Raw genomic sequence first — 13,901 nt, forward strand, 5'->3', positions numbered from 1 at the left:
CCGCGGTCGTGAGCATGAGGGGGTTGAGGTCGATCTCCGTGAGGTATGCCGTCGCCGCCTGCGCGATGAGGAGCCGGGCGCGCGCCTCGGGTGCCGCGCTCAGAGGGAGGGCGGCGAGGTTGGCAGCCACGAGCTTGGCCGCCCGGTAGGGGTCACCGGCCTCGGCGAGCGCGTCGGCGGCCCGTACGACGAGCCCGGTCGCGTCCTCGACATCGGACCCGAGCAGGTCGAGAGCGACCTCGTAGTGCCGGGCGGCCTCTTCCGGCGCGCCGACCCGCATGGCCTCGTCACCGGCCTCGGTGCTCGCCCGGATCGCGGTCTCGGTGTCGTGGGCCGCCCGCGCGTGGCGGGCCAGCTCGGCGGCGGTCCCGGGCACCGACCCGGACTGCAGCGCGGCGACGTATGCCGTGTGCAGGCGTACGCGTTCACCCGGCAGGAGGTCGTCGTACACCGCTTCCGAGAGCAGCGCGTGGCGAAAGGTGTAGCTGTCGGCGGCGCCCTCGCGACCGGGCTCGAGGACGAGCGCGTCCACCGCCTGACGCAGCGCGCGGTCCAGGTCGTCGGCGCCGGCTCCTGAGCTGGACAGCACTGAGCTGGACAGCACTGCGGCCAACAGCTGGTGCGAGACGCGGCGACCACCGACCGAGGCGGCACCGACCACGGCGCGGGTGCCCTCGTCGAGCCGGTCCAGGCGCACGAGCAACAGGTCGGCCAGGTCGTCGGGAAGCGCTGCCCCTCCCATCCCGGTGGCTTCGGCGGCGCTGACCAGCTCCTCGACGAAGAAGGCGTTGCCCTCGGCGCGGTCGACAATGTCGCGCACCTGCACACCCGTGAGCGGGCGCGGGTGCAGGGCGCGCACGAGGGCGCGCACGTCGGGCTCGGCGAGCGGGCCGAGCTGGACGCGTTCGAGGGTGGGCAGCCGCGACCATTCGGCGAGGGTCGGGCGCAGGGGGTGACGCCGGTGCACGTCGTCGCTGCGGTAGGACACCACCAACGAGACAGGGGTCTCCACGCCACGGGTGAACAGATAGGTGAGCAGCTCGCGGGAGGACTGGTCGGCCCAGTGCGCGTCCTCGACCACGACGAGCAGCGGCTCCTGACGAGCCACCTCCTCGAGCACCGCGTGGACTCCTGCGAAAAGGTCGGCTCGGCTCGAACGTGCGTCGCCGCTGAGCCCGTCGCCCAGGCCGGGCAGACGCCGGTCGTCCGGGTCTGTGGGGCCCCCCGACACGGCTCTGACCCGCTGCCGTGGCAGCAGACGACCGATGGCCGGGTGCTGCAGCGCCACGCGGGCCAGCAGCTGGGGTTCTTCGGCCTGTAGACGGCCGAGGATCTCGGTGAACGGCAGGTAGGCCAGCGCGCTGTCACCGAAGTCGACGCAGTGCCCGACGACGGTGTGGCGGCCCTCGGCCCGGGCCCGGGCCCGGACCTCACGCAACAGGCGGGTCTTGCCGACTCCCGCGTCACCGCCGAGCAGGACGGCCCCCGAACCTCGAGGGTCCCGGATCTGGAGTCGGTCGACGAGCTCCTCCAGCTGGGCTGCGCGACCGACGAGCGGGGGTTCGTCGGTGGGCACGAGAGACATCATCGTGCCTGCACCCGACACCGGCCCCTCTGCGGCGGTGAGCGGCGACGTGTCGGTGAACACGATGCCGCTCATCGCCGCAGAGAGACCGGTGGGGTCAGGTGCGGATGGACAGGGTGGTTCGCTGAGGGCGCAGTCGGCCGGTTCACCAGCTGAATGCGGCCCGCAGGGTGTGGCTGTGGCCGGAGACCGGCCGGGGTGCGTCGTTGGCGTCAAAGCCGGCGACCTGTCCGTGACGGTGCGACCAACGGCGGTAGTTTTCCAGCCGGCGGCTGCGATCGGCGCTGACGACCTGGGGGGTGATGGGGAACATGGTGGACTCCTGACCTGTCTGCCAGCTCGTCGAGCTGGACCGGACCTCGTTGGTCCGATAGGACGAGAATCCGTCCCTGAGGTAGCTCCGGACATCGGGCAAACGTCCTAGTCGACCCGGGCACTACCTCAGATGCGACAGGGTCCGACAGGGGCATACCGTCTCGAGGACGTTCAGCCTCTCTCAGCCCCCCTGGCGGGCGAACGCGTTCTCGCCTGACCGCTGCGCCGAGAGGGTCCAGAGCCGGGCCGCCTGCTCGGGGTCGACGGCCCAGTCCTTGACTCCGGACCGGGGACCGCCCTCGACCCACGGCACCGCGACGTCGCAGTCCTCGAGGTAGACCCCGCCCAGCCCGTCGAGCTGCCGGGAGGTCGCCGCCCAGGTCATGGTCGCCGCGCCGGCGGCGGGCGACTTGAAGCCCGGGTTCAGGGGGTTGCCCTGCTCGTCGATCCAGCCCATCTCCACCTGCTCCTCGATCGAGAGATGCCGCTGCAGCGGGGTGAGGATGCCTCCGGGGTTGAGCGAGAATGCGCGCACCCCGGAGTCCTTCCCCAGCGCGTCGAGGTGGACGGCGAACAGGGCGTTGGCCGTCTTGGCCTGTCCGTATGCCGTCCACTTGTCGTAGTCGTGCGCGAAGTCCACGTCGTCCCAGCGAATCGGTGACCGGTGGTGCCCGGTCGACGACACCGAGACGACCCGCCCACCCGCGGTGATCGCGGGCCAGAGCCGGTTGACCAGAGCGAAGTGTCCGAGATGGTTGGTCGCGAACTGAGCCTCCCAGCCGGGGCCGACCCGCGTCTCCGGGCAGGCCATGATCGCCGCACTGTCGATGACCATGTCGATCCCGCGCCCGGAGGCGAGGAACCCGTCCGCGAAGTCCCGCACGCTAGCAAGGTCGCCGAGGTCGAGCTCGCCTACCTCCACCCGGTCCAGGCCGGCCAGCTGGTCCCGTGCCACGTCGGGTCGCCTGGCCGGCACGACGACGACCGCCCCCGCCTTGGTCAGCGCGCGGGCGGCCTCGATCCCGATGCCGGAGTAACCGCCGGTGACCAGGGCGAGCCGCCCGCTCAGGTCGAGGCCGGCGAGCACCTCGTCGGCAGTGGTGGTGGCGCCGAAACCGGAGCCGATGGGTTGCTGGGGCGTGGTCATGAACGGCACGTTACGACCTCGCCGTCGCGGGGCTGCCCTCAGCCGTGGCCCTAGTCGTGACCCCGAGGTTGCACCAGCTCCACCAGCACCCCGCCCACGTCCTTGGGGTGCACGAAGTTCACGCTGCTGCCGGCTGTCCCCCGACGAGGCTCGTCGTAGAGCAGTCGCAGCCCCCGCTCGCGTAGCAGTGCGCTAGCGGCGTGGATGTCCTCCACGCGGTAGGCCACCTGCTGGACGCCTGGTCCGGACCGGTCCAGGAACCGGGCGATCGTCGACTCGGGCGTCAGGGGGGCGAGCAGCTGGACGCACGAGCCGGAGTCGCCCACGGCCATCATCGCCTCGCGGACCCCTTGGTCCTCGTTGACCTCCTGATGGACCAGACGCATACCGAAGGTGTTCTCGTAGAACGCCACCGCCTCGTCCAGGTCGGCTACCGCCACCCCGACGTGGTCGATCGCTGTGAACAGGTGCGGGAACTCGCTCATCATCGGAGCGTAGATGATCGATGGCCTGGTTTCAGTGGTCCACCGCGGCGGGAAAGTGGGGGATGGCTGCGGTGGATGTGGCCGCCACAACGGCTGTCGCGGTCGCCAGTTGCGGCGGATCTGGTCCGCTCCCCACCAGAGGCGCCGTCGTGGTCGACTGTTGCGGCGGAGGACCTTGGCGGGGCCGACGAACGCACGTTTCATCGGGAACTGTTGGTCGAAGAGAAGGCCCAACCAGGACTCAGCCGACCGGCGTGGCCTCCAGCGTCCCCTCGAGTGCGTCACCCGCTGCGTCTACCGAGGCACCACCGGGCACGACCGACACCGAGGCGACGACGCTCGGTGTCCCGAACCAGTGCACGCTCTCGCGCAGCATCTGCAGCTGCACCATCGCGGACCCCTGTGACGGGGCTCGAACGGTGACCTGCTGGGTCGCGACCCGTCCGGGGTCGAGCGGCCCGGCCAGGGCGAACCCGGGAACGCCCCAGCTGGTGTTGTCCGGTGGCGACTGCGTCCCCAACCGGTAGCCGAGAGCCGGGTCCAGGGTCGTCGAGCCCCGGTTCTCGATCGAGACAGTGAGGCCGAGGCTTTGACCGGGCGTCATCCTGGCCGGCAGGGCGGTGAGGACGGAAACCGCCGCGTCGTCGACATAGGCAGGGCTGGGGTCCCGGTGGGTGTAGGGCAGCACAAAGAAGCCCCGGATGCGTCCGCTCTGCTCCTTGACGGCCGTCCCGTTGGTGGTGACCGGCTTGGCCGGTGCCGTCGAGCCGATGTCGAGGGAGATCGTGACCTTGTCACTGCCCTCGGCGTTGCAGTCGTAGACGTGCAGCGTGAGCTGGGTCCCGATCAGGTCGTAGCCGTAGACCAGCTCGACGTGGCTCTGGAACACCTCCCACGGCCACGGGCTCTGGGCGAGGATGACGCCGATGGGGCAGAGGACGCCGGCGTCGATGCTGTGCATCACCTGCTGGGCGGCGCCGACCGTCTCGGCGAACAGTCCCTGGCCCCAGAACCAGGTCGCGTGGTCGAGCTCCTGCGTCGCGTGGATCCAGTAGGGGATGACGCCCGGGCCGACGAAGCTGTCCAGGAGCCGGCTGAGGATGTGCCGGCCCACCGGGACGGGGATGCTGCGCGAGTCGGTCGAGCGCAGCTGTGGCATACCGGACTCGTGGATATCGCGGGCCAGGAAGGACATGCCGCCGCACAGGCCGAAAGACGTCACGTCGATCGAGACGGCGGGCAGGCCAGGAAGGCCGATTCTCAAGTCCAGCCCGGGCGGCCAGGGTCCGTTGTGGAACAGCGGAGCGGACTGGCTGGGCAGGAACCCATTCACATACGGCACGGACGACCTCCGGGGCAAGCACCACCTGACGGTTCGTAGGAGCGTCCCCCGGCGCTCTAGATACCACCCAGACATAGAGATTCTCGCGAAGCAGGCGCCCTGGCAAGAGGGTGTGACGTCCTGCCTAGACTGGAGGTTCACCGTTGCCGTTGACCCTGCACCACCGGAGGTACCCCGTGAGCCCCGTCCAGAACAGTCCCAGCGACCCTGCCACCGACCCGTGTGTGATCGTCGGCGGAGCCCGCACCGGCATGGGCCGGCTGCTCGGGTCGCTCAAGGACTTCTCCGGTAGCGACCTCGGCGGCATCGCGATCCGCGGCGCACTGGCCAAGTCCGGCGTGGCCCCCGAGCAGGTCGACTACGTGATCATGGGGCAGGTTCTGTTGGCTGGGGCTGGGCAGATCCCGGCCCGGCAGGCGGCGACCAAGGCGGGGATCCCGCTCGACGTCCCTGCGCTGACGATCAACAAGGTATGTCTGTCCGGTCTCGATGCGATCGCGCTCGCCGACCAGCTGATCCGGGCCGGCGAGTTCGAGGTCGTCGTCGCCGGGGGCCAGGAGTCGATGACCAACGCCCCGCACCTTCTCGAGAAGTCCCGCGACGGCTACAAGTACGGCGACGTGACGATGCGCGACCACATGGCGCACGACGGGCTCTGGGACGCCCTCACCGACCAGCCGATGGGCCTGCTGACCGAGACGGCCAACATCGGGGACCTCGCGTTCACCCGCGAGGAGCAGGACACCTTCGCCGCCCGGTCGCACGAGCTGGCGGCGCGCGCGTGGAAGGACGGCCTGTTCGACGACGAGGTCGTCTCGGTCTCGGTGCCCCAGCGCAAGGGTGACCCCGTCGAGTTCAAGGCCGACGAGGGGGTGCGGGCCGACACGTCCGTGGATGTGCTGTCGAGACTGCGGCCCGCCTTCTCCGCGAGCGGCACGATCACCGCCGGCACTGCCTCCCCCATCTCCGACGGCGCTGCCGCCGTCGTGGTCATGCGCCGGTCCACGGCGGAGGCGATGGGCCTGACCTGGCTGGCCGAGATCGGCGCCCATGGCGTCGTCGCCGGCCCGGACTCCAGCCTGCAGTCCCAGCCGGCCAACGCGATCCGCAAAGCCTGCGCCCGGGAGGGCATCGCCCCGGCGGACCTCGACCTGGTCGAGATCAACGAGGCGTTCGCGGCCGTCGGGCTCGCGTCGACCAAGCTGCTCGGGCTCGACCCCGACAAGGTCAACGTCAACGGCGGCGCCATCGCCACCGGCCATCCGATCGGGATGTCCGGCGCCCGCCTCGTCCTGCACCTGGCCCTCGAGCTCGGCCGCCGCGGGGGCGGGGTCGGTGCGGCCGCACTCTGCGGGGGCGGCGGTCAGGGTGATGCCTTGATCATCCGGGTCCCGGCGCATGAGCCCGAGTCGGGCACGGTCTCGGCCACATCCCCGGCGACGCCGGCCTCCTAGAGCCTCACGCCCGTACCCGGAACCTCGACCACCTCTGCATGCCAGCGCGCCCCGTCGACGTCGCGGCCCTGGTCGCGGCCGCCCGTTCGGGGTCGCCGCGCGCGGTGGCCCGACTGATCTCGCTCGTCGAGGACCGGCACCCGGCGCTGCGTGAGGTGATGGCGGCGCTGGCCCCACATACGGGCCAGGCCTTTGTCATCGGGCTCACCGGCGCACCGGGAGTCGGGAAGTCCACCACGACCACCATGCTGGTAGCGGCCTACCGGGCCCGGGGCCAGCGGGTCGGCATCCTGGCGGTCGACCCCTCCTCGCCGTTCTCCGGCGGCGCGTTGCTCGGGGACCGCATCCGGATGCAGGACCACGTCCTCGACCCTGAGGTGTACATCCGCTCGATGGCCTCCCGGGGCCACCTCGGTGGGCTCTCGTGGACGACTCCCCAGGCACTGCGGGTGCTCGACGCCGCGGGGTGCGAGGTCATCATCGTCGAGACCGTGGGAGTGGGTCAGTCCGAGGTGCAGGTCGCCGGGTTGGCGGACACCACTGTGGTTTTGCTGGCACCCGGCATGGGCGACGGGGTCCAGGCGGCCAAGGCGGGGATCCTCGAGATCGCCGACCTGTTCGTCGTCAACAAGGCCGACCGGGACGGCGCGGCCGCCACGGTCCGCGACCTGCGCCACATGATCTCCCTGGGCGACCGGACCGCGCCCGGCCTCTGGCGCCCCCCCGTCGTCACCTCGGTCGCGTCCCGGGGCGAGGGCATCGACGAGGTGATGGAGGGCCTCGACAAACACCGGGAGTGGCTGCAGAGCAGCGGCACGCTGCAGCAGCGACGCCTGGCGCGCGCGGCCGACGAGATCGAGTCGATCGCGGTCGCCTCGCTGCGCGCCCGGATCGGCAGCCTGCACGAGCACGCCGGCCTCAACCGCCTCGCCACGGACGTCGTGGCAGGACGGACCGACCCGTATGCCGCGGCCGAGGAGGTCGTCGCCGCCCTTACCTGACCGTCCTCGACCGTGCCCGGCCGTGTGCGCGGGCGGGCCAGGGCCTCGAAGGTTGCCTAGGATGGGTCCGGTTCGCCAGCGACGTCGACCAGATCCGCAGGCCCGACGCTTGTGGACCGACGTGAAAGGCACCACACATGGAGATCTGGCCCGGACGGCCCTACCCCCTCGGCGCGACCTACGACGGGACCGGCGTCAACTTCGCCATCTTCTCGGAGGCGGCTCAGCAGATCGAGATCTGCCTGATCGGCGACGGGGGCGAGGAGACCAGGGTCACCCTTCCCGAGACGGATGGGTTCGTCTGGCACGGCTTCATCCCCGGCCTCCAACCAGGGCAGCGCTACGGCTTCCGTGTGCACGGCCCTTATGACCCCGAGTCCGGGGATCGGTGCAACCCGGCGAAGTTGCTCCTCGACCCCTACGCCAAGTCGATCGACGGGTCGATGACCGGGGACCAGTCGCTGTTCTCCTACGACTTCGACGACCCCGACGGTGGTCTCGACGACATGGTCAACTCCCAGGACAGCCTGGGCCACACGTTGACCTCGGTCGTCATCAACCCGTTCTTCGACTGGGGACAGGACCGGCAGCCCCAGCACGAATACCACGACACGGTGATCTACGAAGCCCACGTCAAGGGCCTGACCGAGCAGCTCGAGGACATCCCCGAGGAGATCCGCGGCACGTATGCCGGCATCGGCCACCCCGCCACGATCGAGCACCTCACCAAGCTCGGCGTGACAGCGATCGAGCTGATGCCGGTGCACCAGTACGTGCAGGACTTCACCCTGCTCGAGAGGGGTTTGCGAAACTACTGGGGCTACAACACGATCGGGTTCTTCGCGCCCCACAACGAGTACGCCGCATACGGCACCCGTGGTCAGCAGGTCGCCGAGTTCAAGGGCATGGTCAAAGCACTGCACGAGGCCGACATCGAGGTGATCCTCGACGTGGTCTACAACCACACCGCCGAGGGAAACCACAAGGGTCCGACGCTCGCGTTCCGCGGCATCGACAACCAGTCCTACTACCGCCTCGTCGAGGGTGACGAGGCGCACTACTACGACACCACCGGCACGGGGAACTCCCTGCTGATGCGGCACCCGCACGTGCTGCAGCTGATCATGGACTCGCTGCGCTACTGGGTGCTCGACATGCACGTCGACGGCTTCCGGTTCGACCTCGCGGCGACCCTGGCCCGTCAGCTGAACGAGGTGGACAAGCTGTCGGCGTTCTTCGACCTCATCCAGCAGGACCCGGTGGTGAGCCAGGTCAAGCTGATCGCCGAGCCGTGGGACGTGGGTGAGGGTGGCTACCAGGTCGGCAACTTCCCGCCGCTGTGGACAGAGTGGAACGGCAAGTACCGCGACACCGTGCGGGACTTCTGGCGCGGCGAGCCGGCGACCCTGGCCGAGTTCGCCTCCCGCTTCACCGGCTCCTCCGACCTCTACGAACACTCCGGCCGCAAACCGATCGCCTCGATCAACTTCGTCATCGCGCACGACGGCTTCACGCTGCAGGACCTGGTGTCCTACAACGAGAAGCACAACGACGCCAACGGCGAGGGCAACAACGACGGCGAGAGACACAACCGCTCCTGGAACTGCGGGGTCGAGGGTCCGACCGACGACCCCGCGATCCGAGCGCTACGACTCCAGCAGCAGCGCAACTTCCTGACGACCCTGCTTCTCTCCCAAGGCGTTCCGATGATCGCCCACGGTGACGAGCTGGGACGGACCCAGCTCGGCAACAACAACGGCTACTGCCAGGACAGCGACCTGACCTGGGTCGACTGGGACCTCGACGACGACCACGCGGCGTTGCTACGGTTCACTGGTCGGCTGGTCCAGATGCGCCGGGACCACCCAGTCTTCCGGCGACGCCGATTCTTCGACGGCAGCGCCGACCACGGCGGCGAAAGTGACCTCGGCGACATCGCGTGGTTCATGCCGAACGGCAAGCACATGGACGAGGCGGCCTGGCAGGACGGCTTGGCCCGGTCGCTGATGGTGTTCCTCAACGGCCTGGCGATCCCCGGACCCGACCGGCGCGGCCAACCGGTGCGCGACGACTGCTTCCTCATCATCTTCAACGCCCACGACGACGCGATCACTTTCACGCTGCCCGAGGAGGAGTACGGCTCAGAGTGGTACATCGAGGTCGACACCGCCTCGGGTGACCCGGCGACGCACGCGATGGCCGGGTCGGCCGACCCCGGTACGGCGGCGAGCGCCACGGCGGCGGCGATGGCCGTCCTCGAGCCCGGCACGGAGATGTCAGTCGCGGCCCGCAGCACCGTGGTGCTGCGCAGCCCTTGCGGGACGGAAGAGTGACGGCGGAGCCGGTGCCCCGCGACCTCCCCGTCGTCCCCAGCTCTACCTACCGCTTGCAGGTCAACTCCGAGTTCGGGTTCTCCGACGCCGCAGCCGTCGCCGACCACCTGCGGACGTTGGGGGTGTCGCACGTCTACCTGTCGCCAGTGCTGCAGCCCACCGTCGGCTCGGCGCACGGCTACGACGTCACCGACCACACCCGGCTGAACGCCGAGGCCGGTGGCCGTGAGGCGTTCGATGCGATGGTGAAGACCTTCCGCGCCCTCGGGCTCGGGCTGGTGGTCGACGTGGTACCGAACCACATGGCCATCCCCACGCCCGAATACCGCAACGCGCCGTTCTGGTCGTTGTTGCGCGAGGGCCTGGAGAGTCCGTATGCGCTCTGGTTCGACGTCGACTGGCCCGCGGCCGGTGACACGATCACCATGCCGATCCTCGGAGGGGGCCTCGACGACGCCCTGACGGGCGGCGAGCTCGAGCTCGTCGCCGACGGCGGCCCCGGCCGCGACGAAGCCGTCGTGCGCTACTACGAGCACGAGCTGCCCGTGCGCCCCGGCACCGAGGAGCTGCCCCTCGCCGAGCTCCTCGGGAGCCAGTGGTGGACCCTGCAGAACTGGCGGGCCGGGTCGACCGACCTGAACTACCGGCGCTTCTTCGACGTCACGTCACTGATCGCCGTCCGCGTCGAGATCCCTGAGGTATTCGACGCCTCGCACGCCCTGCTCCTCGAGCTCGTGCGAGACGGCTCGGTCGACGGGCTTCGGATCGACCACCCCGACGGGCTCGCCGACCCGCGAGGCTATGTCCGTCGGCTGGCGGAGGCGACCGACGACGCATGGGTGGTGGTGGAGAAGATCCTCGAGGGCGACGAGCAGCTCCCGCAGGACTGGCCGTGCGCCGGGACGACGGGGTACGACGCTCTTTGGCGCATCGGTGGCCTCTTCGTCGACCCAGCCGGCGAAGAGCACCTCACCGACCTGCTCGCTCTGCTGAGCGGGACGCGGCTGACCCTGGACGAGGTGGTCATCACGTCGAAGCAGGAGATCGTCGCTTCGGTCCTGGTTCCCGAGGTCTCCCGGCTGCGACGCCGGGTGGCCGACGTGGCGGAGGCCGGCGACGCCGTGGACCGACCGAGCGACGCTGCGGTGCAGCGCGCGATCGGCGCCCTCCTCGTCGCGATCGACCGCTACCGCGCCTACCTGGTCCCGGGAGAGCCGGTGCCGTCGCAGGAGCGGGCGGTGATCGACGAAACCACCGAAAAGGCCCGTGGCTGGCTCGACGACGAGGACCACGCAGCGCTCGACCTGGTGCACGACCTCGTCCTCGGACGGGTGTCGGACTCGTTGCGGGACAAGGCCGGTGACGCGGTCGACGACCTGGTCCTGCGCTTCCAGCAGACCTGTGGACCGGTCATGGCCAAGGGCATCGAGGACACCGCGTTCTATCGCTGGCACCGTCTCGCTGGGCTTAACGAGGTGGGCGGTGACCCCGACCATTTTGCGGTGTCACCCGAGGAGCTGATGGCCTTCGTGGCGCGCACCTCACGTGACTGGCCCACCACGATGACCACACTCTCGACGCACGACACGAAGCGCTCCGAGGATGTGCGCGCCCGGCTGTGCGTTCTCTCGGAACGCCCCCGGGAATGGGAGGCGTGGGTGCGCGCAGCGCAGGAGACGGCCCGGCCGCACCGCAGCGAGCTGCTCGACGGCGCCACCGAGTACCTGCTGTGGCAGACACTCGTCGGCGCCTGGCCGATCGACGAGGAGCGGCTGCAGACATACGCGCTGAAGGCTGTTCGCGAGTCCAAGCTGCACACCCGCTGGACGGACCCAGGCGAGGCATACGAGAGCGCTGTCTCCCGCTTCGTGTCCGGGGTGCTCGGCGACACCGACCTCGTCGCGCACATCGACGCGTGGGTCGAGCAGACTTCCGCGCCGGTCCGCGCCGTGACCCTCGGCCAGAAGCTCCTCCAGCTCGTGCTGTTCGGGGTGCCGGACGTCTACCAGGGGACCGAGGTCGTCGACCTGTCGCTCGTGGATCCCGACAACCGGCGACCCGTCGACTTCGAGTCCCGGCGAAACCGGTTGTCCCGCCTCGACGGCGGCGCGTCGCCGCAGGGACTCGACGACGAGAAGATGCTCGTCACCAGCCGTGCGCTGCGACTGCGGCGCGAGCATTCCGAGTGGTTCGTCAGCGCCGCGGCGACCGTCGCGGCGCTGCTGACCAGTGACCCGCATGCGTTCGCCGTTGCGCGCGGAGACGCGACCGGCATCCATGTCGTCGCGGTCGTCACCCGGCTCGCCGGCTCACTCACCGAGTGGGGTGAGGCGACCGTCGCGGTGCCGGTGGGGGAGTGGACCGACCTGCTCACCGGCCGGTCGACGCACAGCGACGGGCAGCTCTCCATCGGCTCCCTCTTGGACGCGCTCCCCGTCTCACTCCTGGTGAAATCCAATGCCTGACAAGGAGATTCGCGTCTGGGCGCCACACGCGAAGCGGGTCGATGTCGACGTCGAACCACGTGGCGGGGTGACCACCACAGCGCCGATGTCGCAGGTGCCGGGCGGGTGGTGGGTCGCGTCGACGAGCTCGACCCAGCCGTTCGACTACGCCTTCCGCGTCGACGGGGGCCAGCCGCAGCCCGACCCGCGTAGCCCCTGGCAACCCCGTGGGGTGCACGGACCGAGCCGGACGTTCGACACGGGGGCCTACCGGTGGGGGGACACGGGTTGGGCCGGACCGCGAGGTGGGCAGGGCGCGCTCGGGGCGGTCTTCTACGAGATGCACGTCGGAACCTTCACGTCGGGCGGCACGTTCGACGCAGCCATCAGCAGACTCGACCACCTCGTCGCCCTCGGCGTCGACGTCGTCGAGGTGATGCCGGTGGCGGCGTTCCCCGGACGGTGGGGATGGGGCTACGACGGCGTCGACCTGTATGCCGTCCACGACCCCTACGGCGGGCCGGCCGCGTTGCAGCGGTTCGTCGACGCCTGTCACCAGCGCGGGCTGGGCGTGTGCCTGGACGTCGTCTACAACCACCTCGGACCGAGCGGCAACTACCTGTCCGGCTTCGGCCCGTACTTCACCGACGAGCACACGACCCCGTGGGGCCCGGCAGTCAACCTGGACGCCGACGAATCGGGCGAGGTCCGCCGGTTCGTCGTGGACAACGCACTGCGCTGGCTGCGGGACTTCCACGTCGACGCGCTGCGGCTCGACGCCGTCCACGAGCTGCGTGACGGCTCCGAAAGGCACATCCTTGCCCAGCTGGCCGACGAGACCGCCGCTCTGGGACGCGACCTAGGTCGTCCGCTCACGCTGATCGCGGAAAGCGACCTCAACAACCCCGTCGTGGTCGCCCCGACCGAAAGTGGGGGCCTCGGCATGAGCGCGCAGTGGGACGACGACGTGCACCACGCTCTGCACGCCGCGCTGACCGGTGAGTCTCAGGGCTACTACGCCGACTTCGCCGAGGCTGGCACCCTGGTGAAAACGCTGCGCGACGTGTTTTTCCACAACGGCCGCTACTCCAGCTTCCGCGGCCAGAAGTGGGGCGCTCCCGTCGACCCGGCGGTCCACACCGGCCACGAGTTCATGGGCTACCTTCAGACTCACGACCAGGTCGGAAACCGGGCCACGGGCGACCGGATCGGCCACACGGTCACGCCTGGGCAGCAGGCAATCGGTGCCGCCATCTACCTCACCTCGGTATTCACACCGATGATCTTCATGGGCGAGGAATGGGGCGCGTCCACACCATGGCAGTTCTTCACCTCTTTCGAAGAACCCGATTTGGCGGAGGCGGTCCGCACCGGGCGTCGTTCCGAGTTCGGCTCGCACGGGTGGGACGCCGAGGACGTCCCGGACCCACAGGACCCGGCCACCAGGGACCGCAGCGTCCTCGACTGGACGGAGGTGGCCCAGCCCGACCACGCCCGGCTCCTGTCCTGGTATGCCGGTCTGGTCGCCGAGCGACGCCGATATCCCGACCTCGTGGACGACCGCCTCGATGCTGTGGGGGTCGAGGGGGACGACGACGGACGCTGGCTGGTGGTGTCGCGAGGGGCGTTGCGTGTCGTCGCCAACTTCTCCACGGAGCCGACCTCGGTGCCCTTGTCGGAGATCGGTCCAGGCCCCGAGGTCGTCCTCACCTGGGACGAGGCGGCCACCCGTCGTACCGCCGACGCGCTCGAGCTCGGCGGTCACGGCGTCGCGATCGTCCGCGTCGGTTGACCG

10 protein-coding genes are annotated in these 13,901 nt (G+C 69.9%); 5 read left to right on the top strand and 5 right to left on the bottom strand.

All coding sequences use genetic code 11. The features are described from left to right. The 5 genes from ABI385_RS14625 to ABI385_RS14645 form a co-directional block, all read right to left on the bottom strand. Nucleotides 1-1,660: AAA family ATPase (locus ABI385_RS14625; RefSeq protein ID WP_348104490.1), on the bottom strand; the 1,660-nt coding region annotated here is incomplete at its 3' end. Between the two features lie 70 nt (nt 1,661-1,730). Further along, on the bottom strand, nt 1,731-1,898 hold the full coding sequence (locus tag ABI385_RS14630) for a hypothetical protein (protein ID WP_348104491.1): 168 nt from the start codon (nt 1,896-1,898) through the stop codon (nt 1,731-1,733). A gap of 183 nt (nt 1,899-2,081) precedes the next feature. After that, nucleotides 2,082-3,047 carry an SDR family NAD(P)-dependent oxidoreductase gene (locus ABI385_RS14635; protein ID WP_348104492.1) on the bottom strand — a complete coding sequence of 322 codons (966 nt, stop codon included), beginning with the start codon at nt 3,045-3,047 and terminating at the stop codon, nt 2,082-2,084. Nucleotides 3,048-3,097: 50 nt separating this feature from the next. Beyond that, a complete protein-coding gene (gene mce / locus ABI385_RS14640) occupies nt 3,098-3,532 on the bottom strand; it encodes a methylmalonyl-CoA epimerase (RefSeq protein WP_348104493.1) in 435 nt (144 codons plus the stop codon). A gap of 241 nt (nt 3,533-3,773) precedes the next feature. After that, nucleotides 3,774-4,874, bottom strand: coding sequence for a hypothetical protein (locus tag ABI385_RS14645; protein ID WP_348104494.1), 1,101 nt, complete (start codon nt 4,872-4,874; stop codon nt 3,774-3,776). Between the two features lie 176 nt (nt 4,875-5,050). Between ABI385_RS14645 and ABI385_RS14650 the strand changes: the two genes are divergently transcribed. The 5 genes from ABI385_RS14650 (at nt 5,051) to treZ (ending at nt 13,898) form a co-directional block, all read left to right on the top strand. Further along, complete coding sequence (locus tag ABI385_RS14650) at nt 5,051-6,328, top strand: acetyl-CoA C-acetyltransferase (RefSeq protein ID WP_348104495.1); 1,278 nt, start codon at nt 5,051-5,053, stop codon at nt 6,326-6,328. 38 nt (nt 6,329-6,366) lie between these two features. Continuing rightward, nucleotides 6,367-7,329, top strand: a complete 963-nt coding sequence (gene meaB, locus ABI385_RS14655; protein WP_348104496.1) for a methylmalonyl Co-A mutase-associated GTPase MeaB — start codon at nt 6,367-6,369, stop codon at nt 7,327-7,329. 137 nt (nt 7,330-7,466) lie between these two features. Further along, nucleotides 7,467-9,662: a glycogen debranching protein GlgX gene (gene glgX, locus ABI385_RS14660; RefSeq protein WP_348104497.1), complete on the top strand. Its 2,196-nt coding sequence runs from the start codon at nt 7,467-7,469 to the stop codon at nt 9,660-9,662. Beyond that, nucleotides 9,659-12,127 (top strand): malto-oligosyltrehalose synthase, encoded by a 2,469-nt coding sequence (gene treY / locus ABI385_RS14665; protein WP_348104498.1) that lies wholly within the window; start codon nt 9,659-9,661, stop codon nt 12,125-12,127. The genes glgX and treY overlap by 4 nt, the downstream gene beginning before the upstream one ends. Next, entirely contained in the window at nt 12,120-13,898 is a 1,779-nt protein-coding gene (treZ, locus tag ABI385_RS14670) for a malto-oligosyltrehalose trehalohydrolase (protein WP_348104499.1), read from the top strand. The genes treY and treZ overlap by 8 nt, the downstream gene beginning before the upstream one ends. Nucleotides 13,899-13,901: the final 3 nt, after the last annotated feature.

It is taken from the genome of Lapillicoccus sp., assembly GCF_039935575.1.
Classification (GTDB): Bacteria; Actinomycetota; Actinomycetes; order Actinomycetales; family Dermatophilaceae; genus Lapillicoccus.

What these genes read in the sequence shown, in the direction of transcription:
- ABI385_RS14630 (WP_348104491.1), bottom strand. Translation starts at nt 1,898, where the DNA reads ATGTTCCCCATCACCCCCCAGGTCGTCAGCGCCGATCGCAGCCGCCGG.
- ABI385_RS14635 (WP_348104492.1), bottom strand. Translation starts at nt 3,047, where the DNA reads ATGACCACGCCCCAGCAACCCATCGGCTCCGGTTTCGGCGCCACCACC.
- mce (WP_348104493.1), bottom strand. Translation starts at nt 3,532, where the DNA reads ATGAGCGAGTTCCCGCACCTGTTCACAGCGATCGACCACGTCGGGGTG.
- meaB (WP_348104496.1), top strand. Translation starts at nt 6,367, where the DNA reads ATGCCAGCGCGCCCCGTCGACGTCGCGGCCCTGGTCGCGGCCGCCCGT.
- glgX (WP_348104497.1), top strand. Translation starts at nt 7,467, where the DNA reads ATGGAGATCTGGCCCGGACGGCCCTACCCCCTCGGCGCGACCTACGAC.
- treZ (WP_348104499.1), top strand. Translation starts at nt 12,120, where the DNA reads ATGCCTGACAAGGAGATTCGCGTCTGGGCGCCACACGCGAAGCGGGTC.